The 24,194-nt window shown below is 65.7% G+C and carries 29 protein-coding genes; 11 read left to right on the top strand and 18 right to left on the bottom strand.

Translation table 11 applies throughout. The features are described 5' to 3' along the window. The first annotated feature begins 223 nt into the window (after positions 1–223). The 3 genes from QQL87_RS06540 to QQL87_RS06530 all read left to right on the top strand — a co-directional run bounded on the left by QQL87_RS06540 (position 224) and on the right by QQL87_RS06530 (position 3,426). Positions 224–1,549, top strand: coding sequence for an LLM class flavin-dependent oxidoreductase (locus QQL87_RS06540; protein WP_284416459.1), 1,326 nt, complete (start codon positions 224–226; stop codon positions 1,547–1,549). Positions 1,550–1,667: 118 nt separating this feature from the next. Beyond that, a complete protein-coding gene (gene rpmG / locus QQL87_RS06535; protein WP_015666342.1) occupies positions 1,668–1,835 on the top strand; it encodes a 50S ribosomal protein L33 in 168 nt (55 codons plus the stop codon). 238 nt (positions 1,836–2,073) lie between these two features. Continuing rightward, complete coding sequence (locus tag QQL87_RS06530; RefSeq protein ID WP_284416461.1) at positions 2,074–3,426, top strand: globin-coupled sensor protein; 1,353 nt, start codon at positions 2,074–2,076, stop codon at positions 3,424–3,426. A 64-nt stretch (positions 3,427–3,490) separates the two neighbouring features. Here the strand turns inward: QQL87_RS06530 and QQL87_RS06525 are convergent, their stop codons facing one another. The 4 genes from QQL87_RS06525 to QQL87_RS06510 all read right to left on the bottom strand — a co-directional run bounded on the left by QQL87_RS06525 (position 3,491) and on the right by QQL87_RS06510 (position 5,982). After that, a complete protein-coding gene (locus QQL87_RS06525) occupies positions 3,491–3,721 on the bottom strand; it encodes a hypothetical protein (RefSeq protein ID WP_284416463.1) in 231 nt (76 codons plus the stop codon). Between the two features lie 111 nt (positions 3,722–3,832). Beyond that, entirely contained in the window at positions 3,833–4,522 is a 690-nt protein-coding gene (locus tag QQL87_RS06520) for an aspartate/glutamate racemase family protein (RefSeq protein ID WP_284416465.1), read from the bottom strand. A 163-nt stretch (positions 4,523–4,685) separates the two neighbouring features. Next, entirely contained in the window at positions 4,686–5,093 is a 408-nt protein-coding gene (locus tag QQL87_RS06515; RefSeq protein WP_284416467.1) for a YjiS-like domain-containing protein, read from the bottom strand. A gap of 289 nt (positions 5,094–5,382) precedes the next feature. Beyond that, positions 5,383–5,982 carry an ATP-binding protein gene (locus QQL87_RS06510; protein ID WP_284416468.1) on the bottom strand — a complete coding sequence of 200 codons (600 nt, stop codon included), beginning with the start codon at positions 5,980–5,982 and terminating at the stop codon, positions 5,383–5,385. A 177-nt stretch (positions 5,983–6,159) separates the two neighbouring features. On the opposite strand from QQL87_RS06510, the gene QQL87_RS06505 reads away from it, so the two are divergent. Beyond that, the gene (locus QQL87_RS06505; RefSeq protein ID WP_284416469.1) at positions 6,160–6,534 is read left to right on the top strand and encodes a DUF6869 domain-containing protein; all 375 of its coding nucleotides are present in this window, start codon (positions 6,160–6,162) and stop codon (positions 6,532–6,534) included. Positions 6,535–6,660: 126 nt separating this feature from the next. Here the strand turns inward: QQL87_RS06505 and QQL87_RS06500 are convergent, their stop codons facing one another. Continuing rightward, on the bottom strand, positions 6,661–7,050 hold the full coding sequence (locus QQL87_RS06500) for a DUF1127 domain-containing protein (protein ID WP_284416470.1): 390 nt from the start codon (positions 7,048–7,050) through the stop codon (positions 6,661–6,663). A 264-nt stretch (positions 7,051–7,314) separates the two neighbouring features. Here QQL87_RS06500 and QQL87_RS06495 point away from each other — a divergent pair, with 264 nt between their 5' ends. Further along, the gene (locus tag QQL87_RS06495; RefSeq protein WP_284416471.1) at positions 7,315–7,980 is read left to right on the top strand and encodes an HAD family hydrolase; all 666 of its coding nucleotides are present in this window, start codon (positions 7,315–7,317) and stop codon (positions 7,978–7,980) included. A gap of 140 nt (positions 7,981–8,120) precedes the next feature. Here the strand turns inward: QQL87_RS06495 and QQL87_RS06490 are convergent, their stop codons facing one another. The 4 genes from QQL87_RS06490 to QQL87_RS06475 form a co-directional block, all read right to left on the bottom strand. After that, positions 8,121–8,312: a hypothetical protein gene (locus QQL87_RS06490; protein ID WP_284416472.1), complete on the bottom strand. Its 192-nt coding sequence runs from the start codon at positions 8,310–8,312 to the stop codon at positions 8,121–8,123. Positions 8,313–8,537: 225 nt separating this feature from the next. Continuing rightward, the gene (locus QQL87_RS06485) at positions 8,538–9,173 is read right to left on the bottom strand and encodes an ATP-binding protein (protein WP_284416473.1); all 636 of its coding nucleotides are present in this window, start codon (positions 9,171–9,173) and stop codon (positions 8,538–8,540) included. Positions 9,174–9,855: 682 nt separating this feature from the next. Next, complete coding sequence (locus QQL87_RS06480; protein WP_284416474.1) at positions 9,856–11,277, bottom strand: PleD family two-component system response regulator; 1,422 nt, start codon at positions 11,275–11,277, stop codon at positions 9,856–9,858. Positions 11,278–11,289: 12 nt separating this feature from the next. Beyond that, positions 11,290–11,655 carry a response regulator gene (locus QQL87_RS06475; protein WP_008964019.1) on the bottom strand — a complete coding sequence of 122 codons (366 nt, stop codon included), beginning with the start codon at positions 11,653–11,655 and terminating at the stop codon, positions 11,290–11,292. 217 nt (positions 11,656–11,872) lie between these two features. Here QQL87_RS06475 and QQL87_RS06470 point away from each other — a divergent pair, with 217 nt between their 5' ends. Both QQL87_RS06470 and QQL87_RS06465 read left to right on the top strand, forming a co-directional pair. Beyond that, complete coding sequence (locus tag QQL87_RS06470) at positions 11,873–12,172, top strand: DUF3572 domain-containing protein (protein WP_284416475.1); 300 nt, start codon at positions 11,873–11,875, stop codon at positions 12,170–12,172. Further along, a complete protein-coding gene (locus tag QQL87_RS06465; RefSeq protein ID WP_284416476.1) occupies positions 12,169–13,476 on the top strand; it encodes a DNA polymerase IV in 1,308 nt (435 codons plus the stop codon). The genes QQL87_RS06470 and QQL87_RS06465 overlap by 4 nt, the downstream gene beginning before the upstream one ends. A 23-nt stretch (positions 13,477–13,499) precedes the next feature. Here the strand turns inward: QQL87_RS06465 and QQL87_RS06460 are convergent, their stop codons facing one another. Beyond that, on the bottom strand, positions 13,500–14,357 hold the full coding sequence (locus tag QQL87_RS06460; RefSeq protein ID WP_284416477.1) for a cell envelope integrity EipB family protein: 858 nt from the start codon (positions 14,355–14,357) through the stop codon (positions 13,500–13,502). A 205-nt stretch (positions 14,358–14,562) separates the two neighbouring features. Between QQL87_RS06460 and QQL87_RS06455 the strand changes: the two genes are divergently transcribed. The 4 genes from QQL87_RS06455 (at position 14,563) to QQL87_RS06440 (ending at position 17,599) form a co-directional block, all read left to right on the top strand. Beyond that, complete coding sequence (locus QQL87_RS06455) at positions 14,563–15,030, top strand: RidA family protein (RefSeq protein WP_284416478.1); 468 nt, start codon at positions 14,563–14,565, stop codon at positions 15,028–15,030. 26 nt (positions 15,031–15,056) lie between these two features. Then, positions 15,057–15,809 carry a glycerophosphodiester phosphodiesterase gene (locus QQL87_RS06450; RefSeq protein ID WP_284416479.1) on the top strand — a complete coding sequence of 251 codons (753 nt, stop codon included), beginning with the start codon at positions 15,057–15,059 and terminating at the stop codon, positions 15,807–15,809. A 98-nt stretch (positions 15,810–15,907) separates the two neighbouring features. Beyond that, positions 15,908–17,116, top strand: coding sequence for a GNAT family N-acetyltransferase (locus QQL87_RS06445; RefSeq protein ID WP_284416480.1), 1,209 nt, complete (start codon positions 15,908–15,910; stop codon positions 17,114–17,116). Between the two features lie 57 nt (positions 17,117–17,173). After that, positions 17,174–17,599, top strand: a complete 426-nt coding sequence (locus QQL87_RS06440; protein WP_284416481.1) for an HIT family protein — start codon at positions 17,174–17,176, stop codon at positions 17,597–17,599. Here the strand turns inward: QQL87_RS06440 and nadC are convergent, their stop codons facing one another. The 8 genes from nadC to QQL87_RS06400 form a co-directional block, all read right to left on the bottom strand. Beyond that, the gene (nadC, locus tag QQL87_RS06435) at positions 17,600–18,448 is read right to left on the bottom strand and encodes a carboxylating nicotinate-nucleotide diphosphorylase (RefSeq protein ID WP_284416483.1); all 849 of its coding nucleotides are present in this window, start codon (positions 18,446–18,448) and stop codon (positions 17,600–17,602) included. It lies immediately after the preceding gene. Beyond that, on the bottom strand, positions 18,445–19,998 hold the full coding sequence (locus QQL87_RS06430; protein ID WP_284416485.1) for an L-aspartate oxidase: 1,554 nt from the start codon (positions 19,996–19,998) through the stop codon (positions 18,445–18,447). The genes nadC and QQL87_RS06430 overlap by 4 nt, the downstream gene beginning before the upstream one ends. Continuing rightward, complete coding sequence (gene nadA, locus QQL87_RS06425; RefSeq protein WP_284416487.1) at positions 19,995–20,981, bottom strand: quinolinate synthase NadA; 987 nt, start codon at positions 20,979–20,981, stop codon at positions 19,995–19,997. Before nadA ends, QQL87_RS06430 begins: the two co-directional genes overlap by 4 nt. 68 nt (positions 20,982–21,049) lie before the next feature. Next, complete coding sequence (locus QQL87_RS06420; RefSeq protein ID WP_284416489.1) at positions 21,050–22,009, bottom strand: NUDIX hydrolase; 960 nt, start codon at positions 22,007–22,009, stop codon at positions 21,050–21,052. An 87-nt stretch (positions 22,010–22,096) separates the two neighbouring features. Further along, positions 22,097–22,534, bottom strand: a complete 438-nt coding sequence (locus QQL87_RS06415; RefSeq protein ID WP_284416491.1) for a hypothetical protein — start codon at positions 22,532–22,534, stop codon at positions 22,097–22,099. Then, a complete protein-coding gene (gene tsaA, locus QQL87_RS06410) occupies positions 22,535–23,014 on the bottom strand; it encodes a tRNA (N6-threonylcarbamoyladenosine(37)-N6)-methyltransferase TrmO (RefSeq protein ID WP_284416493.1) in 480 nt (159 codons plus the stop codon). Positions 23,015–23,082: 68 nt separating this feature from the next. Next, positions 23,083–23,427 carry an AzlD domain-containing protein gene (locus QQL87_RS06405; protein WP_284416496.1) on the bottom strand — a complete coding sequence of 115 codons (345 nt, stop codon included), beginning with the start codon at positions 23,425–23,427 and terminating at the stop codon, positions 23,083–23,085. Further along, a complete protein-coding gene (locus QQL87_RS06400; protein WP_284416498.1) occupies positions 23,424–24,167 on the bottom strand; it encodes an AzlC family ABC transporter permease in 744 nt (247 codons plus the stop codon). The genes QQL87_RS06405 and QQL87_RS06400 overlap by 4 nt, the downstream gene beginning before the upstream one ends. Between the last annotated feature and the right edge of the window lie 27 nt (positions 24,168–24,194).

Here is a 24,194-nt window from a genome sequence, read left to right as displayed (position 1 = left end):
CCGAGAAGAAAACGTCGCTATCAAATGATGCTAAAACTATCTTAGCGCCTATGGGCGTTCGCCGGGACGACACCGTTGTTCGGGGCAGCCGCTCGACCTGCATTGGCATGAGCGTGCTACGCAAGGCATCAAAAACGAAATCGTGTCCTGCAGCAGCTTGCTGACGGTTGCTCACCGAGTTCCTATCTCCTCAAGAGATCAACCAGTCCCGGACGTCCCCTCCATGCCCACCCGTCAACTCAAGCTTGGCGCCTTCATGCGCCCGGTGTCGATCCATACCGGAGCGTGGCGCTATCCCGGCGCCTGGCCCGACGCCAACTTCAATGTCGGCCATCTCAAGCAGCTGATCCGCAAATTGGAGGCCGGCAAGTTCGACGCCTTCTTCATGGCGGATCATCTGGCCGTGCTGAACATGCCGATCAATGCGCTGAAGCGCAGCCACACCGTGACGTCGTTCGAGCCCTTCACGCTCTTGTCCGCGCTGTCGGCGGTCACCGAGAACATCGGGCTGATCGCGACGGGGTCGACGACGTTCGACGAGCCCTACCACGTCGCCCGCCGCTTCGCTTCCCTCGACCATCTCTCCGGCGGGCGTGCGGGGTGGAACATCGTCACCACGTCCAATCCGGATGCGGCGCTGAATTTCGGCCTCGACGACCATATGGAGCACGCCGAGCGCTACAAGCGGGCACGCGAGTTCTATGACGTCGTCACCGGCCTGTGGGATTCGTTCGCCGACGATGCCTTCGTGCGCGACGTCGAGAGCGGGCTGTTCTTCGATCCCGACAAGCTGCACGTGCTCGATCACAAGGGCAAATATCTCAAGGTCCGCGGCCCGCTGAACATCGCCCGCCCGGTGCAGGGCTGGCCCGTCATCGTCCAGGCCGGCGCCTCCGAGGACGGCAAGCAGCTCGCGGCGGAGACGGCGGAGGCCGTGTTCACCGGCGGCGGCAGCCTGGCAGATGGGCAGAAGCTCTACGCCGACATCAAGGGGCGGATGGAGAAGATCGGGCGCGATCCGGAGCATCTGAAGATCCTGCCCGGCGCCTTTGTCGTGGTCGGCGACAGCGTCGACGAGGCGAAGGACAAGCGTGCCCTCCTCGACAGCATGGTTCACTACGACAGCGCCATCGCCTCGCTCTCCGTCATCCTCGGCACCGATGCCTCCGGCTTCGATCCGGACGGCCCGCTGCCCGAGATCCCCGAGACCAACGCCTCCAAGAGCGGCCGCCAGCGCCTGGTCGACGTCGCGGCCCGTGACAAGCTCACGGTGCGCCAGCTGGCGCAGCGGGTCGGCGGCTATGGCGGGCTCGCCTTCGTCGGCACGCCTGCGACCATCGCGGACCAGATGCAGGACTGGCTGGAGAGCCGCGGCTCGGACGGGTTCAACATCATGTTCCCGTACCTGCCAGCCGGCCTCGACGACTTCGTCGACAAGGTGATTCCCGAGCTGCAGCGCCGCGGGATCTTCCGCAAGGAGTATGAGGGGCCGACGCTGCGGGACAATCTGGGCCTCCCCAGGCCGAAAAACCGCTTCTTCGAGGCCTAGGGGCGCAGATTCTGGCCGGCAAACCTTGACTTTGGGGGCCGGCTGGGTAGGTTGCCGGCCAACGGCGCCCCGTCTTTGGCCGGTGCCCACCCCAGATCCCATTGCAGAGGTTCAAGACATGGCCAAAGCGGTCACCATCAAGGTCAAGCTCGTGTCCACGGCCGACACCGGCTTCTATTACGTTGCCAAGAAGAATTCGCGCACCATGACCGACAAGATGGTCAAGAAGAAGTATGACCCGGTCGCGCGCAAGCATGTCGAATTCCGCGAAGCCAAGATCAAGTAAGATCGCGGTCTGCTGCGACTTCAACGGGGCCGTTTCGGCCCCGTTTTTTATTGTCCTTTGCTCTTCCAGCCATCCGCCGTTACCTCTGCTCCGCTCAAATCGGGCAACCTTCCCGGTTCGGTTGAAATTTGAGCTCCGCCCGTAAGGAACCATCAACCAAACCCATGCAATTCTGGGGTAACGAGGCACCCCGCAGCGCGGCGTCTCCCTTGCGTATCGTCTTTCGGGTGGACCAGCGATGACCGATCTCCAGACCCTGCAATCCCGTCTCGACTTCATCGGCATCGACAACGCGACCCGAGAGCACCTGCGCGAGTTGCGGCCGCTGATCGGCAAGGTGCTGCCCGGCCTGCTCGAGAACTTCTACAGGCATGTCGCCAAGTATCCGCAGCTGGCGAAGATGTTCACCGGCCAGGCCGCCATCAAGCACGCCTCGCAGGCCCAGCTCGACCATTGGATGTCGCTGGCGACCGCCAAGTTCGACGACGCCTATGTGAAGTCGGTGACGCGGATCGGCGAGGCGCACAACCGGATGGGGCTGGAGCCGCGCTGGTACATCGCCGGCTATTCGCTGATCGTGACCGGACTGCAGAAGGCGATCGAGACGGAGCTGTCGGACGGCTGGTTCGGCGGCCAGGCCGCGCGTGAGAAGCGGGCGGCGCTGCAGGCCGCGATCACCAAGGCGGCGATGATCGACATGGATCTCGCGATCTCGGTGTATCTCGACGCCGCGAAAAAGGAGCAGCACGTCGCCATGCGTCGCATGGCCGACGAGTTCGAATCCACCGTCGGCCAGATCATCACCAAGGTCCATGCCGATGCGCGCACGCTCGAAGTCTCGGCCAACACGCTGAGCCGGACCGCCGAGCAGACCCAGCAGCTGTCCACCAGCGCCGCCGCGGCCTCGACGCAGGTCTCGTCCAACGTTCAATCCGTTGCCTCGGCCGCCGAGGAGATGACCTCCTCCGTCCACGAGATCGGCCGCCAGGTCACGGCATCGACGACGATCGCCAAGGAGGCCGTCCGCCAGATCGAGCAGACCGATGTCGGCATCAGCGAGCTGTCGCGCACCGCCGAGCGCATCGGCGACGTGCTGAAGCTGATCACCTCGATCGCCGCCCAGACCAACCTGCTTGCGCTGAATGCCACCATCGAGGCCGCGCGCGCCGGCGAGGCCGGCCGCGGGTTTGCGGTGGTCGCCTCCGAGGTCAAGGCGCTGGCGTCGCAGACCGCCAAGGCGACCGAGGAGATCGGCCAGCAGATCGAGGGCATCCAGAACGCGACGCAGTCCTCGGTCGCATCGATCAAGCAGATCGGCGGCACCATCCAGCAGATCTCGGAGATTGCCGCCGGCATCGCCGCCGCCGTCGAGCAGCAGGGCGCCGCCACAGGACAGATCTCGCGCAACGTCCAGCAGGTGGCCGGCGGCACCGCGCGCGTCGCCGGCAATATCGACGAGGTCAGCCAGGGCGCAAGCGCCACCGGCAGCGCCTCCTCGCAGGTGCTCGCGTCAGCGCACTCGCTGTCGCGCGAGAGCGATCACCTCAAGGACGAGCTGGAAAAATTCCTGCGCAAGGTCCGCGCGGCCTGACGACAAGCCAAGGGCGGATCAGCCTGAGCTGTCCGCCCTGCGACCTTGCGAAGGCAAAGCCGGCCTACATGCCGTGACTTTGGAACACCGCCGAGCAGCGCTTGCTCAGCTTGGCCCGGTTCTGCGTCAGACAATTCTGAACCCCGAAATCGTCGCCGAGCTGACTGCGGCAGAGGCGCTTGGCATCGGGTGCGCACGCCTTCTGTTCTTGTGGCGTCCCCATGTGGCCCTGAGCCAGGGCGAATGACGGCAGAACGGACAGCGATACGGCAGCGGCGAATACCAGCTTTATCATTGGGGGCTCCTCCTTGGGTTCAGACAAACGTCTGCCGCACCGGGCGGTTCCGGTGGAACCACGACCTCAAAGGTCGCGGATGCCCCTGCGCTGACCGATGCTCCGACCGGACTAAGCCACGGCCCGCGTCAGCGCCGCGCGCGCGAGCAGCCGCGTCGAGTCCAAGGTCGGCAAAGGCGAGTTGGTGTCGTCGATGATCAGCGGGATCTCCGTGCAGCCGAGCGCGACGGCGTCGCAGCCTTTCGCCTTCAGCCGCGCGATGATCGCCTGAAATGCGGCGATGGATTGCGGCTCGAACCGGCCGCAGACGAGCTCATCCATGATGATGCGGTTCGCCGTGATGCGGTCGGCCTCGTCTGGTCGCGCGAAGCTCAGGCCGTGCGCCGCAAGGCTGTCGGGATAGACATCGCTGTCGACGAGCCATGTCGTGCCGGTGATGCCGACACGCTTGTAGCCTCTCTTGGCAGCTTCCTTCGCGACCTCGTCGGCGATGTGCAGCCACGGCAGCGGTGAGCGCGGCAGCACCAGCGGCAGCGCCTGATGGATGGTGTTATCGGGGCAGATCAGAAAGTCCGCGCCGGCCGCCGCGAGCTTGCGCGCCGAGGCCAGCATCAGCTCGGCCACCCCTTCGAGATCACCGCGGTCGAGACATGTCACGTAGTCGGCGAGCGACGGCGTATGCATCGACACTTCGGGATGCGCGTGCGCGCCGAGGAGCTCGGTACCCTCCTTGCAGATCGTGCGATAGCACAGCGCGGCGCCCTCGGCGGAGCAGCCGACGATGCCGATATGGTGTCTCATGCGTCGCGTCCTCTCACGCTGCCTCGCCGCTGATGTTCGGAAACGTACGACTTCTCCTGCATCATTGCGAGCGCAGCGATTTGTCCTCGCCAGAGCAGATCAAGCAGATCCGCCCTGGCGACGACCACCGCGATGTCCAGCGTCGGCGCCGGGTCGCGCGCAGCTACATCACGCCGCGCGACATCATGAGATGGGCCGTGTTGTCCTTGAACCGTTCGAGAGCACGGTGCGCGGCGATGTGGTCGATATCGACTCGGCTCAAGCCGATATCCACCAGCTGCGCCTCGCTCAGGTCACTGAGATCGAGTCTCATCCGCCTGCGCCGGCGACCGTCCTGAAACGCGAGCCAGTATTGCGCGAGCCGGCCAAGCCATCCCGGCGCCGCTGCGCCCGGCGGCCCCGCCGCGTCCTTTTCCGACACGGCGTCACGCAGCACCGCGATGGACGCGGCCGGTCGCGGCGCGGCTTGCACGCCACGTGCAGCGTTCGCCGCTGCGGTCTTGGCGCGATCGAGACCGAGAGCGGCGCCATCGCGCGCGATCTCGGCAGTGAGGTGGGTCTGGGGCGGCATCGGATGCTCCTGCTGTGGGGTGCCAGCAGGGAGCGTGGCCAACAAAAAGGCCCCGTCCGATGCCGGCGGGGCCTGGTGGAATGATCGTGTCGACGAAAACCTAGCGCACGACTCCTCCCACGGCCCGGCTGCAGCGGGTCGTATGTTTGCGGTTGGAGCGGCGCACGACGTTGATCATGATTTGCAAATACCACGAAGGTGACGCGAGATCAAGCGATGGATGCCGCTCTCATCACATCTCAGCTTGAGAGTCCGATCAGCTCGCGCGAGGGGCGCGCAACGCTCATGCTCACAGGCGCAGTATGATCTCGTTGTTGCCGCCGCCGCGCTCATCCGACAGCACGACCGTCACGCCGGCCTTGAAGACGGGCAGCTTGCGCAGGCGCTGCTCGATCCGCGTCATGTCGAACTCCGTATTGGCGAACACCTGCGCATCCGGACAGAACGTGATCTCCGTCCCACGCCGGGGCGTGCCATCAACGACCTCGGCATCGCCGACGATGCGCAAGGGTCCATCGGGACGGCCGCGGCGGAAGCGTAGGCGATGCTCCTTGCCGTTGCGCCAGATGCGCAGATGCAGCCATTCCGACAGCGCATTCACCACGAGCAGCCCCATCGGGCCTAGCGCGCCACGACGAGTCATGATGAGCTCGACGGCTGGGATGCCCTCGGTTGGATGCCTATCGGTGGGAATGCCGCGGCCATGGTCGCGAACGCTGACCGCGCCGTCGGCCTTCAGGACAATGTCGAGCCGATCGCCATGGCCGGCCAGCGCTTCGTTGATGGCATTGTCGACCACCTCGTCGATCATCCGGTGCAATCCCGAGCCGTCGGTCGTATCGCCGACATACATGCCAGGACGCTTCTGCACGGCCTCGATAGGATCCAAACGTCCCTCCTACAGGCACGCGGCGCGTGTTGCTTCAAGACAGACTGATGATCAGATCGATCATAGCACGCGGAGCTGATCAGCGTAAGCATCATCCGCGGACAGACCCTCGCGATGAAGACCGCTTGAGCAGGACCACGGGCATGGGCAGCGATGTGAGCGATTTGGAGCGATGCGATGACGAACCGTCATGACCTTGCCCGAGCCTGGATCGACTATCACCGACTGCCCCAGCGCGAGGCCAACGCCCACCCTCTCTTCTCTGCATGGGAAACGCTGGATGCGCTCGTCCGCGACCAGCCCGAAGCGGCGTGGCCGATCATCCGGGACCTCTGGGCGCTCGACCCGTCTGATCGCATGCTGGCCCTCATCGCCGCAGGCCCCGTCGAAGATCTGCTGTGTCAGCACGGCGCAGATTTCATCGGGCGGATCGAGCAACTCGCCCGGCAGGAGCCGGTGGTGAGAAAGATGCTCGGCGCCGTCTGGGGACAAAGCCGCATGGCTGACGACGTCTGGCGCCGACTGAAGGCCGTGGCAGGTCCGAGCTTCTAGCAACGCAAGATCGCCGACTCCCGGCGCCACGAGCCGGATCAGCACGCTGTCATCGCGGCCAAAAGCGAGCGGCGGATCACGCGGCACTGATCCGCCCCTCAGCGATTGACCGTGACCTGCCATCGGCTACATCACGCCGCGCGACATCATGAGGACATCGTCCTTCAGCCGGTCGAGCGTGCGATGCGCCGCGATGAAGTCGATCTCCGCGCGCGTGATGCCGATATCGGTCAGCTCCCGTTCGCTCATGTCGGACAAGCTCGCGCGCACGCCCTCACATTCGCGCCAGTCCTGGTATGTGCGCCACCATCGTCCGATCAGGCGAATGATGGTCCAGGTCGGTGCGGCCGGTGGTCCCGCGGCCTGCTTTTCCGACAGCGCATCTCTCGGCGCCGCAACGGGTGCATCGGGACGAGCCGCGGCTTGCGCTTCCTTCCATGCGGTGGAGAGGTCGACACCGAACGCGGCGGCATCGCGCTCCGTCTCGGCGGTGAGGTCGGTCTGATGAGGTGGCATCGGTCGCTCCTGCTGTTGTGCCGGCAGGGACCGTGGCCAAACAAAAGGCCCCGTCCGATGCCGGCGGGGCCTGGTGGAAAGATCGTGTCGTCGAAACCCTAGCGCACGACTCCTCCCACGCCCCTGCCGAAGCGGGCCATGTGGTTGAGGTTTACGATGCGCACGTATTTGCTCATGGCATCTAACTACCACAACAGCGCCACCGCATCAAGCGACATGTCGGTGTGATACGCAACCTCTCAGCGAATGGCAGGAGCTGTCAGCATGAAGGCCTATCTGTTCGATCTGGACGGCACGCTGGTGCAGAGCGAGGCGCACAAGGCGCGGGCTCTGGCCGCGGCATGTGCTGCGTTCGGGGCTCCGCACGCGGATCCGACATTGTATTCCGAGGTGATGGGCCAAGACTGGGAGACGGTCACCAGCCATTTTTTCACGACATATCGAATCGACGTCGGCCTCGCAGACTTCAACCAGCGGTTTCGCGCGATCTACAGCGATCTCATCGAAGCCGGCGTGCCCCTGACCGACGGAGCAAGGGAGTTCATCCGCGCCTGCCGGAACACGGGCGCGCTGCTCGGCCTCGTCAGTTCGGCCGATCACTGGATGGTCGACAGGATTCTCGATCGCGTGGGCATGGCCGATGGGTTTGATGTCATCATCACGAAGGATGATGTCATGCACCACAAGCCTGATCCGCAAGCCTATCTCCTGGCGATGTCGCGCCTGAACATCGCTCCCGAACGGACGCTTGTGTTCGAGGACTCGGCAGCCGGTCTGAAAGCGGCGACGGACGCCGGCTGCCGCTGCGTCGTGGTTCGCCATCCCTTCAACCAGCGCCATGACCTGTCGGCGGCGTTTCGCGAGATCGTGAGCTTCACTGAACCCGACGTCATGGGACACGATGCCTGTATCGGACAGAGAACCACATGACGAGATCTGACACGACGTCTTCGTTTCGGTTCGCAGCCCATCGAAGCGTTCAGCAAGTGTGATCCGCCGCACGATGGCGAGCAGCGATGAACGGCGGATCACGCCTGTTTGCCTCGGTCACACAGGTTGCGCTCTGCCGATCAGTCCGCCGGGCTTATGAGTTCGGCCGGGCGCCGCGCATCGCCGAGGATCAGCAGCGCCAGCGGCGCGAGTGGACCGACCATCGCGGCGGTCCACAGCCATCGCCGGGCTGATCGGTTGCGCTCGATGGCCATCGCCGATGCGAGCGGGATCGATCCGATCGACACGATCACGAAAATCCACCACGCCATGGTCTTTCTCCTGATCCTCAGCCGGATCTTAGCACGACGGCCGTCGGGTCGATCGATCCTCATCGAAAAGTGAGATTGCCCCCGGGCGACGCAGATCGCCGGACGCGCTGCGCCGAAAAACTCATTTGTTCAATCCGCTTCAAGGACTGTAGGGCGGATTAGCGCAAGCGTAATCCGCCGTTTCACGGGAAGACGAACGGCGGATTGCGCTGACGCTAATCCGCCCTACAGCCCAGGCGCTCGGATACGCAAAGTGATCTCGTTGTTGCCGCCATCCCGCCGATCCGACAGCATGACCGTAACCCCGGCCTTGAACACGGGCAGCTTGCGCAGATGATGCTCGATCCTGGCCAGATCGAATACCACATTGGAGAACACCTCCGGATTCGGACAGAACGTGATCTCCGTCCCGCGCCTTGGTGTGCCGTCCACGATCTCGGCTTCCCCGACGATGCTCAAGGGCGCCTCGGACCGACCGCGGCGGAAGCGCATGCCGTGCTCCTGGCCATTACGCCAGACACGCAGTTGCAACCACTCTGACAGTGCATTGACCACGAAAAGCCACGAAGGCTGACCAAACGCGTAGGAAAGGCGCGTCATGACCAGTTCGACGGCCGGGATGCCTTCCGATGGATGGATCTCGGTCGGAATGCCGCGACCATTGTCGCGGACGGTGACCGAACCTCCAGCATTCAACACGATGTCGAGCCGATCGCAGAACCCGGCGAGCGCCTCTTCGACGGCATTGTCGACCAAGACCTCAATCATCCGGTGCAAACCCGTGCCGTCGGTCGTATCGCCGACATACATCCCGGGACGCCGTTGGACGACATCGATACCATCCAAAGCCATGTGATCCATCACCGCGATCATAATGAGCCGGACAATATCATTTTGTTCTTTCTATTTTTCAGAATTCATGCTATCCCCCACGCATCCCACCTCGCCACGAGGGGCGCATCGCGATCGTCACGAGCGTGAGGTGGGTTGCGGTGGGCGTGTCGGGGTGCAGCGTGGCTTGTCCGCGCCGACGAACATCCTGATGCGCACGGTGAAGCCGTGTGGTCCTGGCCTCCCGACGCTGAGGCCAAGCGGGCGCGTGCTAACGACGCGCGCTCGCGACGGGGGCAAGAACGCCGGTCCCCGGGGAGAGCACGGAGTAAGCCGTAAAGCCATCGCGCAGGGAGGGCCGGATGTCCGGCTCGTACCTGTGGTTCTGCCGCGTGCTTTTTTGCTGCACGCGGACCATGGGTGCGACCTGCACCCGGCCTTCCCTGCGCCCTCTGTTCTCGAAGAGGGTTTCGATGGGCACAGCTCGGGCGCGGATGCGCGGCGAGGATGAAGCGTCATGTGTGGAAGCAAGCTGCTCCAAACTCGCCGTCATTCCGGGGCGCGACGCAGTCGCGAGCCCGGAATCCATAACCACGATCGGGAGTATGGATTCCGGGCTCGCGCTACGCGCGCCCCGGAATGACGATGTGGAAAGAGATTTGGCTACTCACACACGCCCGCACCTGCGGCGACCCGGCAGGTCGTCGCCCCTCTACCGGCCGCGGCCGGCCGCTTGTGGCAGGAACGGCGCCGGCGGGTTGGCAGGCGCGATCGCCACCGCGCGATTGCGGCCTTCGTTCTTGGCGCGGTACAGCGCGGTGTCGGCGCGCTTCATGACGTCGGCGATCGCCTCGCCCTTCTGCTCCAAGGTGGAGATGCCGATCGAGGTCGTGACCTCGATGCGCTTCTCGCCCTTGTGCACGGCGAACGGCTCGTTGGCGACCGAGCGGCGCAGCCGTTCGGCGACCATGCCGGCGACGTGGAGATCGGTCTCGGGCATCACGATCACGAACTCCTCGCCGCCGTACCGGCAGGCGAGATCGATGCCGCGGATCGACTTGCGCACGCGCATCGCGAACTCGCGCAGCACGTCGTCGCCGGCATCATGACCGTAATTGTCGTTGATCGACTTGAAGAAGTCGATGTCGAGCATCATCAGCGCCAGCGGCTTGCCGCGGCTCGCGGCCTGGTCGGCGAGCGTCGCCAGATGCGTTTCCATGTAGCGGCGGTTGTGCAGGCCGGTCAGCGCGTCGGTGATCGCCATCTCGATCGAGTTCTGGACGTTGTCGCGCAGATGATCGGTGTAGCGCCGCTTGCGGATCTGGGTGCGCGCGCGCGCCAAGAGCTCGTTCTTGTCGACGGGACGCAGCAGATAGTCGTTGACGCCGATCTCCAGCCCCCGCAGCAGCCGCGAATTGTTCTCCGCTTCCGCGATGGCCAGGATCGGCACGTGCCGGGTGCGCTCCAGCGAGCGCAGCTGGCTGCACAGCCGCAGGCCGTCGAAATCGTCGAGATCGAGCGAGACGATGACGAGGTCGTAGTTGCCGTCGGCCGCGTTGAACACGGCTTCCGACGGATTGGTCTCGACGTCGACGGTGTGGTCGGTGGCCAGCATCGGCCCCAGCCGTTCGTAGGACGAGGGCCGGTCATCGACCAGCAGAACCTTCCCGCCCCTGCCGGCATCCGCGACCGCGTTGCGCTCGGGCGCCTGCACGCCGATCTCGAGCGAGGTCAGCGCGCGCATGCGCAGCTCGTCGGTCATCATCTTGAGCCGGGTCAGCGAGCGTACGCGCGCGATCAGCACGACGTCGGACACCGGCTTGGTGAGGAAGTCGTCGGCGCCCGCCTCCAGGCCGCGCACGCGGTCGGACGGGCTGTCCAGCGCCGTCACCATCACCACCGGAATGAAATGCGTCGCGGGATTCGACTTCAGCCGGCGGCAGACCTCGAAGCCGTCCATGTCCGGCATCATCACGTCGAGCAGGATGATGTCGCATTCGGCGCGCTGGCAGATCTGCAGCGCCTCGGCGCCGTTCGAAGCGGTCAGCACGTCGAAATATTCGGCCGACAGCCGCGCCTCCAACAGCTTGACGTTGGCCGGGACGTCGTCGACGACAAGGATGCGCGCGGACACTGGAGAAGCTCCCTAGCCGATGAAACGTCGCACGGTTTCAATGAATTTTCCGACCGAGATCGGTTTCGACAGATAGGCCTCGCAGCCACCCTCGCGGATGCGCTCCTCGTCGCCCTTCATCGCAAAAGCCGTCACGGCAACCACCGGGATCGCGCGCAGGTCCGGATCGTCCTTGATCCATTTCGTCACTTCCAGGCCCGACACCTGCGGCAGCTGGATGTCCATCAGAATGAGATCGGGACGCGTGCGGCGCACGATGTCGAGCGCCTCCACGCCGCTGGATGTACCGGACGTCTGGTACCCATGGGCTTCCAACAGATCGCGAAAGAGCTTCATGTTGAGCTCGTTGTCTTCCACGATCAGGACGGTCTTGCCCATCCGCCCCTCCGAATCACTGACACCCGACTGCCCTCCGGTGGACGCCTGTCCACCGCTACCCATCTAATTCAAACTAGCCCCAGATTCGTTCAAAGCCGTTAAGGCGGTATTCCATCTTCGACCGAGATGGTTTCCACTTGCTTGAACCCGCTCCGAAGACTCGGGCATGATGGTCGCAAAGTAGAGACGACAAGTTAATGGAAAGGCAAATGCCCCGTTGAAAAAGCGTTCTCAAAAACCGCGCGAAGTCGCTGAAATCGTTGCCGTTCAGGCCCTCTCTTTCCTGGCCGGGGAGCCCGAGCGTCTCGGCCGCTTCCTGGCCGAGACCGGGATTGGGCCGGAAACGCTGCGATCCTCGGCCGCCGACCCGCAATTCCTGGTCAGCGTGCTCGATTTCGTGCTGCGCGACGACGAGACGGTAAAGGCTTTTGCCGCCCACTCCAAGTTACATCCGACCAATATCATGGCAGCAAGGCAGGTATTGGGCGACCGGCAGTGGGAGCGCGACGTGCCGTGACCACGACAGCGCCAGAGGGAGCGTCGCGCGCGGCCGCCGGGCCGACCTGCTTCTGCCGCGACTGTCTGACGGATCTGGAGATCGGCGCGCGCCGCTGTGCCGCCTGCGGTTCGCCGCGCCTGGTCCGGCACCGCACCCTTTCGGCACTGACGCTCGCCCATATCGACTGTGATGCGTTCTATGCGACCGTCGAGAAGCGCGACAATCCCGAGGTGGCCGACCGCCCCGTCATCATCGGCGGCGGCAAGCGCGGCGTGGTGTCGGCGGCCTGCTACATCGCCCGCACCTATGGCGTGCGCTCGGCGATGCCGATGTTCAAGGCGCTGGAGCTGTGCCCCTCGGCTGTGGTGATCCGCCCCGACATGGCGAAATATGTCCGCGTCGGCCGCGAGGTGCGGCAGGCGATGCAGGCGCTGACGCCGCTGGTCGAGCCGCTGTCGATCGACGAGGCGTTCCTCGATCTCTCCGGCACCGAGCGCGTCCACGGCATGATCCCGGCGAAGGTGCTGGCGCGGTTCGCCCGCGAGGTCGAGGCCAACATCGGCATCACCGTGTCGGTCGGGCTGTCCTGCAACAAGTTCCTGGCCAAGATCGCCTCCGACCTCGACAAGCCGCGCGGCTTCGCCGCCCTCGACCAGGACGAGGCGCGGCAGATGCTGGCGGACAAGCCGGTCGGCTTCATCTTCGGTGTCGGCCCCGCCACCCAGCAGCGGCTGGCGAGCCACGGCTTCCGCAGCATCGCCGACCTGCAGCGCGCCGACGAGATCGAGCTGATGAAGCAGTTCGGCGGCGACGGCCGGAGGCTGTGGCGGCTGGCGCGCGGCATCGACGATCGCAAGGTCGTGGCCGATCGCGGCGCCAAGACGATCTCGAACGAGACCACCTTCGACATTGATATCCGCGACTACGCGCCCCTGGAAAAGACGCTGTGGCGGCTGTCGGAGAAGGTGTCCTCGCGCCTCAAGTCGAGCCAGCTCGCGGGCTCGACCATCACCTTGAAGCTGAAGACGGCGGATTTCCGCCAGCGTACCCGCTCGCAGTCGATCGCGGCGCCGACGCAGCTGGCCGGCAAGATCTTTGCGATCTGCAAGGAGATGCTGGCGCGCGAGACGGATGGCACCGCGTTCCGGCTGATGGGCGCCGGCGTCAGTGCGTTGCGCCCAGGCTCCGAGGCGTCCGACACCGACATGCTCGATCGCCGCTCGGCCTCAGCGGAGCGCGCGATGGACGCATTGCGCAAGAAGTTCGGTCAGGCCGCCGTCATCCGCGGCATCGCCTATGACGGTCCGGAGCAGACGGAATGAGCACGCCGTCAGTTGCTGCGAAGTTAGTTGCTGCAAGGCTTGCCGTCCTTCGCGTCCTTGACGTCGAACTTGCCGAGCGCGCCGGAAATGACGAAGTCGTTGTAGTCGAGCACGAGGGCCCGCGAGACGCCGTTCTCGTACAGCTCGAACGACATCGCATAGACCGGCGTCTGCTCGCCCTCGGTCCGCTTGGCGTCGCGGTCATAATAGCTGACCGTGACTGGCCAGCGCGTCAGCGTCTTCATGTCGTTGCTGTCCGTCGAGGCATCCGGCTTGGCGGGAGCCTTGTCCCCGGTCACCGGCGCTCCGATCACGGTAAGCGTGTTGTAGACCTTCTCGCCATTGTCGGAGCCGTCATACACCGACAGCTCGAGCAGCGACTTACCCTCGCGCGCAGCCGCGATGATGCGCTGGATCTGCTCGGTCGGAAACACGGTCGCCCCGTCGAGCGTGAAGGTCTTCGCCTCCGGCTGCTTGAGCTTGACGGTGATGTGATCGCCGATGCGCTCGGCCATGCCGTCGACCGGGCTGGAGGCCTGATCGTTCATCCGCGAGTCGATCTTGAAGCGATAGCTCTTGCCGGCGCCGTCCTCCCAGGCCGTCGAGCGCAGGTCGCTCAGGGTCACCTTGCCCTCGCCGAGATCGAGCTCGGACACCTGGCGGAAGTCCGAGGTGTAGCCGCTGCAGGCGTTGCCGGAGAAATTATACAGGATGCGGCCGCGCGCGCTGTTGACCGGGCTCGACCCGCGCGACTTGACCAGGCTCAGCTCATACAGCGCCTGATGCGGCAGAAACGGCACGCCCGCCCCGGCCTGCGCCGGACCGAACGTGATCGCGGCAACAGCCAGCGCTCCCATCGACAGTCGAAACGAATAAGCCATGAGTTTTCCTCGGGGGGCGTATCTCTGAACCGTCACATTAAAGACCGCTGCATTACGTCGCAACTGCGGCTGTCTCACGGAAACGTGCGATCAAACCGGCAAGTTAACGGCCGCCGCGGCGGCTTGCATGTCACTGGCAACTGCGCCAAACAGGGCCGCGGTCCGGCACGGGACCGGCGCTCACGCGACAGAATGGGGATTTGAGATGGCGGGTACGGTTGAACAGACTCTGGCAGCACAGGGCATCACATTGCCGGCGCCGAAGGCTCCGGTGGCCAATTATGTCCCGTTCGTGCGTACCGGAAACCTGCTGTTCGTGTCCGGCCAGGTCTGCCTCGGCGGCGACGGCAAGATGATCGCAGCCGGCAAGCTCGGCGGCCCCGTGTCGATCGAGGAAGGCTATGCGGCGGCAAAGGGTTGCGGCGTCAATCTGCTGGCCCAGGTGAAGGCGGCGGTCGGCGATCTCGACAAGGTCGTGCGCGTGGTCCGACTCGGCGGCTTCGTCAACTCGGCGCCCGAGTTTCTCGATGGGCCGAAGGTGCTCAACGGCGCCTCCGACCTGATGGTCGCCGCCTTCGGCGACAAGGGCCGCCATGCCCGCACCACCGTCGGCGTCGCCTCGCTGCCGTCGGATGCCGCGGTGGAAGTCGAAGGCGTGTTCGAGGTCGAGTAGCAGAACGGAACGGATGGACGGGGCGAATGCGCGCACCTGACTGGCTGACGGCCCGCCCCGTCGCTCATCGCGGCCTGCACGATGCGGCCAGCGGCATCATCGAGAACATGCCGGCCGCCGCGCGCGGCGCTGTTGCCGGCAACTTCGCCATCGAATGCGACATCCAGCTGTCGGCCGATGGCGAGGCGATGGTCCATCACGACTACGGGCTCGGCCGTCTCACCGAGGGCTCCGGCCTGGTGATCGAGAAGACCGCCGCCGAGCTGAAGGCCGTCCGCTTCAAGCAGACCGACGAGCGGATGATGACGCTCAAGGAGCTCTGCGACCTGATCGGCGGCCGCGTGCCGCTGGTGGTCGAGGTCAAGAGCACGTTCCAGGGCGATCATCGCCTGGTCCGGCGCATGGCCGAGGTGCTCGCGTCCTATTCCGGCCCGGCGGTGGCGATGTCGTTCGATCCAGACCTGGTTCGCGTCATGCGCGAAATCGCGCCCGGCCTGACCCGCGGCATCGTCGCCCAGCGCACCTATCAGGACGGCTATTGGGAAAAGCTCACCCAAGCGCAGCGCGACGGCATGCTGCATCTCAAGCACGGCCTCGGCACGCAGCCGCATTTCGTGGCCTATTGGGTGCAGCAACTGCCGGCGGCAGCGCCCTGGGTCGCCCGCAACGTGTTCGGCTGCCCGCTCCTGACCTGGACGGTCCGCACGCCAGAGCAGCGCGCCATTGCGGCCCGGTACGCCGATCAGATGATCTTCGAAGGGTTTACGCCGGAGACGTGAGGTCAGCCTTGAAGTCGGTGCTGCGATGCACGATCTTGGGGGAGCAATCCAGACGCCTCCGCTGAGCGTTCCCTGCCAGTCTGATGTTCAAGGGTTCGATGGCCTCACCTGAGATTACGCTCGAAGCCGTTCCCGGGATCAGCGACATCCCGGCCGCCGCCTGGGACGCCTGCGCCAATCCCGCCGGCCGCGTCGCGCCGGGCTCATCCTCGGCCTGCGGCCCCTCCTACAACCCGTTCGTCTCGCACGCGTTTCTCTTGGCCTGCGAAGCCTCCGGCTCGGCCACGCTCCGCACCGGCTGGGCGCCGCGCCATCTGGTGGCGAAGCTGGGCGACGAGATTCTGGGCGTCGTACCCTGCTATCTGAAATCCCACTCGCAGGGCGAATACGTCTTCGACCGCGGCTGGGCCGACGCCTATGAGCGCGCCGGCGGGCGCTATTATCCGAAGCTCCAGGTCTCCGTCCCCTTCACGCCGGCGACCGGGCCTCGGCTCTTGATCCGCGCCGACCAGGACCGCGAATTGATCGGCAATGCCCTGGCGCAGGGGCTCAAGGCGCTGTGCGGGATCAGCGAGGCGTCCTCGGTCCACGTCACCTTCGCCCGTCAATCCGAATGGGAACTGCTCGCCGCGCAGGGTTTCCTGCAGCGCACAGACCAGCAGTTCCACTGGCACAACCAGGGCTTTTCCACCTTCGACGACTTCCTGGCGACGATGAACTCGCGCCACCGCAAGGCCATCAAGCGCGAGCGGCGCGATGCGCTAGCGAATGGCATCACCATCCATTGGCTGACCGGCAAGGACATCACCGAGGAGGCCTGGGACGCGTTTTTCGATTTCTACATGGACACCGGCTCACGCAAATGGGGCCGCCCCTATCTCACCCGCAAGTTCTTCTCGCTGATCGGCGAGAGCATGGCCGAGGACGTGCTGCTGGTGATGGCCAAGCGCGATGGACGCTGGATTGCCGGCGCCATCAACTTCATCGGCTCGGACACGCTGTTCGGCCGCAACTGGGGCGCCATCGAGCACCGCCCGTTCCTGCATTTCGAGGTCTGCTACTATCAGGCGATCGACTTCGCCATCCAGCACAGGCTGGGGGTGGTCGAAGCGGGCGCGCAAGGAGAGCACAAGATCGCGCGCGGCTACCTACCGCAGACCACCTACTCCGCCCACTACATTGCCGACCGCGGCCTGCGCCGCGCGATCGACGACTACCTCAAGCGCGAGCGCGCCTATGTCGAGGAAGCCAGCCGGGAGCTGGCCGAGGCCGCGCCGTTCCGCAAGAGCTCCGACGAGGCGCCTTGACCTCGGATGCATGCCGGTGAGAGTAAGGCGCAACGAGAAACTGCCGAGGGACCGCCCATGACCGCCTATGATCCCAACAACCCGTTCGCAAAGATCCTGCGCGGCGAATTCCCCTGCGTGAAGGTCTACGAGAACGACCATGTGCTGGCCTTCCTCGACATCATGCCGCGCGTGCCCGGCCACACGCTGGTGATCCCGAAGGCCCCGGCCCGCAACATCCTCGACATCACCGAGGACGACTACCTCCATGTCGGCCGCGCCGTGCGCACGATCTCGCGCGCTGCCAAGACGGCGTTCGCCGCCGACGGCATCACCGTGCAGCAGTTCAACGAGCACGCCGGCGGCCAGATGGTGTTCCACCTCCACGTCCACATCATGCCGCGCCACACCGGCGATTCCCTCTTGCCGCCGGCGAGCCGCAAGGAAGATCCGAAGGTGCTGGAAGAGAACGCCGCGAAGCTGATCGCGGCGCTGAAGGGCTGATCACGCCTCGTCGAGCCCGATGTCCAGCGCAGCCGACGAATGCGTGATCCAGCCGACCGAGATCAGGTCGACACCCGCAGCCGCGATGGCGGGCGCGGTGTCGACGGTGATCCGGCCCGACGCCTCGGTGATCGCCCTGCCCCGGGCCATGCCGACGGCCCGTTCGAGGTCCGCCGGCGTCATGTTGTCGAGCAGCACCGCATCGACGCCGAGCGCCAGCGCCTCCTCGAGTTGCGCGAGCGTGTCGACCTCCACCTCGATCTTCACGAGATGGCCGGCATGAGCCTTCGCCCTGGTGATCGCAGCCTTGATGCCGCCGGCGATGGCGATGTGGTTGTCCTTGATCAGGACGGCATCATCCAGCCCGAACCGATGATTGCCGCCGCCCCCGGCGCGCACGGCGTATTTCTCCAGCGCGCGCAGCCCTGGCGTGGTCTTGCGGGTGCACACGATCTGCGCCCGCGTGCCCTTCACCGCCGCGACCAGCGTCGCCGTCACTGTCGCGACGCCGCTGAGATGGCAGAGGAAGTTGAGCGCGACGCGCTCGCCGGTCAGCAAGGCCCTGGCCGGGCCGCTGATGGTGGCGATCACGTCACCAGGCGAGACGGCGCTGCCGTCGCCCCGGATGATCTCCATGCGCACATCGGGCGAGACCATCTGGAACGCAGAGCGCGCCACGTCGAGGCCGGCGATCACGCCAGGCTGGCGGGCCCGCAGCTTGAGGGAGGCGCGCTGCTCGGCCGGCACGATCGCATCCGTGGTGATGTCGCCGGCACGGCCGAGATCCTCGAGCAGCGCCATGCGAACCAGCGGCTCATAGAGCAAGGGCGAGAGAGGATTGAGGGTCATGACACGACGCTCCTGAGAGATGGACGCTCGCTATCCGCAATCTCCCGTGCGGCAGCGATCGCTGATGACAGCGTGAGGCTGGACGGCTGCGCGACGGGCAGCGTATCTGGACAGTCACTGCGGAAATGCCCGCCGCGGCTCTCCTCGCGCGCATGAGCCGCGACCGACATCATCAATCCGACCAGGGCTGGATCGGACGCGACCCCTGCCCCTTGCGCGAGCGGGAGAAGGCTTCGAACAGCCTCCGCCAGGCTACTGCGGTCCCGCAACACGCCGAGCGCGTCGGACAGCAGCGGCCGCACCGCCGACGGATCGGACGCTGGCGGGATCGCCGGGAGCTCGCTCGGCTCGCCCGCGCCGTGCGCGGCGCCGGCCACACTCTCCGCCACCCATTGCGCGCAGACGATCGCTTCCATCAGTGAATTGCTGGCAAGCCGGTTGGCACCGTGCAGGCCGGTGCGGCTGGCTTCGCCACAGGCCCACAAGCCCGCGATCGAGCTGCGCCCCATCGCATCAACGGCGATACCGCCCATATGGTAGTGCACCGCAGGCCGCACGGGAATCGGATCGACAGCGGGGTCGATGCCGGCCATGCGGCAGAACGCGCTGATCACGGGATAGCGCGCCGCGAACGCCTTGCCCGGCTTCTCTCGCGCATCGAGAAACACGCGGTGGCCCTGCGCGCGGCGGCGCCATACGGCACGCGCGACGATATCCCGCGGCGCCAGTTCGGCGCCGGGCTCGTCGGCCATGAAGCGCGTGCCGCTCTCGTCGATCAGCACAGCACCATCGCCACGGATCGCCTCGGTCAGCAGCGGCAGCGGACGGGACGGCCCGTCGAAGGCGGTGGGGTGAAACTGCACGAATTCGAGATCGGACAGCACGGCCCCGGCCCGCGCCGCGAGCGCCAGGCCCTGCCCGAAACAGCCGGATGGATTGGTGCTGTCGAGGAACAGTCCGCCGATGCCGCCGGTGGCGATCACGACGCGCGTCGTGGCGAGAACCACGGCCTCGTCGCCGCGCACCGCAACCACGCCGGTGATCACGTTGTCCTCCACGATCAGCCGGCGCGCCTCGACGCCTTCCAGCAAGGTGACGGAAGCACACCGCCTGACGGCTGCGATCAGAGCGCGCATGATCTCGCGTCCGGTGCCGTCGCCGGTGGCGTGGACAATCCGGTTGCGGCCATGAGCAGCCTCCAGGCCCAGGCGCCAGCGCCCGTCTGCGTGGCGATCGAACGCAACGCCGAGCCGGGCGAGGTGCTCGACCGCGACCGGCGCCGCGCTGACGATGCGGCGCGCCGCGGCTTCGTCGCACAGGCCGGCGCCCGCTGCGATCGTGTCATCGAGATGCAGCGCGGGATCGTCATCGTCACCGACCGCAGCCGCCAGCCCGCCCTGCGCCCACATGCTCGATGCCTCGGCGCCAAGCGGCGACTTCGACAGCAGCACGACGGGTTCGGGAGCCAAGTGAAGCGCGGTCATCAGCCCGGCCGCGCCGCCGCCGATGATCACCGGACGGCCTATCAGTTCAGCGAGATCGTTGCTCATAGCGCCAGCATCCTTTCCACCGAGCGCCGTGCGCGCTCGGCCATGGCAGGATCGATCGTGACCTCATGCGTGTTGGTCTCGAGCGCATGACGGATGTTCTTCAAGGTGATCCGCTTCATGTGCGGGCACAGATTGCAGGGCCGGACGAATTCGATGTCGGGGTACATCACGGCGACATTGTCGCTCATCGAGCATTCGGTCAGCAGCACGACGCGCGCCGGACGCTTCGCGCCGACATAGTCCGACATCGCCGCCGTGGAGCCGGCGAAATCGGCTTCGGCCACCACGTCCGGCGGGCATTCGGGATGGGCGAGCACGGTGACGCCGGGATGATTGTCGCGCAGCGTGCGGACATCCTCGGCGCTGAAGAGCTCATGCACCTCGCAATGGCCCTTCCACGCCGTGATCTTCACCTTGGTCTGGGCGGCGATGTTGCGGGCGAGATATTCGTCCGGCAGCATGATGACGTGATCGACGCCGAGCTTCTCCACGATCGCGAGCGCGTTGCCGGAGGTGCAGCAAATGTCGGACTCCGCCTTCACCGCCACCGACGTGTTGACGTAGGCGACGACCGGGACGCCGGGATGGCGCGCGCGCATCAACCGGACATCCTCGGCCGTGATGGACTCCGCCAGCGAGCATCCCGCCTCAAGGTCGGGGATCAGCACCGTCTTGTCGGGATTGAGCAGCTTGGCCGTCTCCGCCATGAAGTGCACGCCGGCGAGCACGATGATGTCGGCATCGACCTTGGTCGCCTCGCGCGCCAGCAGCAGGCTGTCGCCGACGATATCGGCCACGCCGTGAAAGATCTCGGGCGTCTGGTAGTTGTGCGCCAGCACGACGGCGTTGCGCCGGCGCTTCAGCGCCAGGATGGCTTCGACATCGTCTTCGAAGACCGCCCATTCCGGCGGCGGGATCACCCGCCTCAGACGGTCAGAGAGCGCGGAATTCGGCGCAATCGCAGGCAGGACAAGCTCGGCCATTTATACTCTCCATGAGCATAAGATGGATTATACTTATCCTGAGCATAAGTCTTGTCAAGAGCGCGGGATCACGACCGCGAGAGCGGGAGCTTGGTTCCGACCACGGCCCGTTCGGCCAGCACGCCCTGGCGAAAGCGAAACAGCTTGGCCGGACGCCCGATCGTGTCCGGGGCCATGGCCCCCGTTTCTTCAACGAGCTCCTGCTGCTCGATGAGGCGGCGGAAGTTCTGTTTGTGGACCAGCCGGCCAGCCAACGCCTCGACGCTGCGCTGCAGTTGCAGCAACGTGAATTCGTCCGGCATCAGCTCGAACACGACCGGACGATATTTGATCTTGGCGCGCAGCCGAGCGATCCCGGTGGCGAGAATGCGGCGATGGTCTGAGGTCATCGCGCGGCCGGGCACGATCGCCTCGCTGCCGCCCGTGTCACGGACGCTCTCCGGGATCAGCGCGGCCTCATACAGCAGCTCGTAACGCTGCAGCGCCAGCTCCTCATTCCACTCGCGGCCGTCGAGGCCGAAGGTGATGGCGGCGCGGCGCCACCTCGTCTTCTGCAGCGCCGGCTCGTCGGCGGCGCGCGCCCAGGCCTTGAGCTTCGGCGCGATGATCTTCGCCAGGATCGCCGGCGGTCCATCGCGATGATCCTCCCACGGGAAGTAGTCGTACCAGGATGACCATTGCGCATCCGCGCCCTCGCGCCCCTCCTCCTCGCGGGTGAGGCCGAGATAGCTGATCGAGATCCGGTGCGGCGCGTCCGGACCGCCGCTGCGACCGCGGTCGGCAAAAGTGTAGAGCTGCTCGACATAGCCGAGCGGATGGCCGGTCTGCGCCTCGACCCAGGCGCGCAGGCCCATCTGCAGCGAGCGGTGCCCGAACTGAAACGGTCCACTCGGCAGCGCCGCTTCGTGCTCGATCGTCATGATCCTGGGATCGCCGTCCGTCACCGCCACCAGTACGGCGACGAGGTCCGCGGTAATGGCATCCAGAGCCGTCACGGTCGTCTGTGGCCGCTTGTTCACTTTCGACATTCCTGTCCACCGGCCTGTCGGTCGATTTGTCCTGACAACATGCAAATCATCTAACTGGCTTCGCTCACGCTACGCCAGCACGATAGCTCATGTCAGACGTTTGCGGACTGCTTGCTTCCGAACCAACGGCTCGCTGCGGAACGGCTCGGCGACGACTTGGTGTTCGTCCTCGAAGACCAGATAGCCCGGCCTATCGGTCCTGATCTGACTGACCCCGATGCCGTTCCGTTCAAGAATGGCACTGAGCTCGCGCATTTTGCTGACATGTTCATAAGCGGTTGATTTGAGCCACGACACTCCGGCCGTCCTCCGGCGGTAAAATCCTTTCGACTTGCTGCGATTGAAGCGGCGCGGCACGGCGAGGTTCGCCCCGAGCCAGGACAGCACAACGTCCAACTCCTTGCGATCCTGCGACGACGTCTTCGGGTTTTTCTGGAGACCATAGGCGGCGCGGAAGATCCCCTCGTCCACCCCCGTATCGGGATGGGGCTGTTGCAAGACAAAACGCAGCAGATCTCCCGACAACTAGCTCGCCTCGCCCGCCGCCGCCGGCGTGAACACGCAGTGATCCGGTTTCAGGTCGATCAGCGGCGTTTCGTCGAGGCAATCGAGGCCGCGCACCAGCACGGTGCGGCCCTCCAGCGCGACGAAGCGGACGGTCGACACGCCGATCGGATTGGGACGCACCGGCGAGCGCAGCGCGAAGGTGCCGCGGGTCTCGCCATCATGATGCCGCGGGCTCTGCAGCACGAGATCGCGGCGCGCCCGGTTGAGCCAGTACAGCACCTGCAGATAGGGGAACGCCTCGATGCCCTGAAGCGCCTGCCCCCACGGCTCGAAGATCTCCAGCCGGCATACCGGACCCTCGAAGCTGCCCTGGCGCGGCGTCTCCAGCCGCGAGGTCCAGGGGGTGCGGATGCGGCCGATGAAGGTCAGCGCCGCGTCGCGCGGCAGCGGCGCATCGACGGCGACTTCGCCAGGGCGCAGATCGGTCTCTGTGGTCATCTCGGAGTCCTTCAGTCGTGACGGCAATCTAGCCGAACCCCGGCCTACCGCAATTGCGCACGCGCAACTCAGCCAAGCCACCATTTGCCGGCCAGCATGATGACCTCGCCGCAGACGACGCCGGCGAAGATCGAGCGGCGCGTGGCCATGAAAGCCGCGAGGCCGGCCACGACCGCGCCATAGCGCAGGCCCCAGGGCACGCTGGCGAGCGCGCCCGGCGGCTGCACCAGGATCTGGGCGATGACGCCGGCCAGGATCGCGGTCGCCACCGCCTTGACCCACATCAGGAGGTCCGAGCCCTCGTCGAGCCCGCTGCCGAACCACAGTCCGAGCAGCCGCCAGATCTGGTTCGGGATGACGCCTGCGACCAGCAGCACGACGAGCGCGTGCCAGTCGCCGATGAAATCGCTCATGCCGCCCTCCGCTCGCGCCATTTGTGGACGCTGAACGCGAGCGTGCCGGCCACGACGCCGCTGACGAGAATGTCGACACCGCTGTTGAGCTGCGCGGCCACCGGATAGAGCACGAGGCCGAGGCCGAGCGCGAGCACGTCGGCGAGCTCCCTGGCGTTGCGCAGGGTTGAGAACAGGAACGCCAGCGGAGTCAGCAGCAGCACCGCGGCCCCGAAGGTCTGCGACAGGTTGGCAGCGAGGAGATAGCCGATGATGGTCGCGACCAGTGCCACGCCCATCAGGCCGCAGCCGAGCCCGTGCACGAAGGCGATGCGGCGCTCGCGCGGCACATGCGGCAGGAAGCGATAGCACTCCACCCACAAGGTCACCGCGGTGAAATGCGCGATCAGCACCAGCTGCCGCCGCTTGGTGTCAGGCGAGCGGATCAGCGGCAGCACGGCGACGACCATCGGAAACAGCCGGATCGCGCTCATGGTGACCGCGATCGCCGACTGCAGGATGGTCTGGCCGGAGCCGAGCGTCGACACCAGGATGATCTGGGCCGGCCCGGCCCACACCAGTACGGTGCTCAGGATCGCCCAGAGCATGCTGAAATGGGTGTCGTGCGCGAGCGCGCCGATGCCGATGAAGGTGACGAACAGAACGACCGACAGGATCGTCGCCGAGGTCGCGCGCAGCCCCCAGCCGAAGGCGCGCATCGACCCGTGCCATTGCGGCGAATCGAGTGGAGGAAGTGTCACGGCAGCGAGCGGCCCAGCGGAATGGAC

The organism is Bradyrhizobium sp. SSBR45G, from assembly GCF_030159255.1.
GTDB lineage: Bacteria > Pseudomonadota > Alphaproteobacteria > Rhizobiales > Xanthobacteraceae > Bradyrhizobium.
This window is presented reverse-complemented; position numbering and strand designations above follow the sequence as displayed.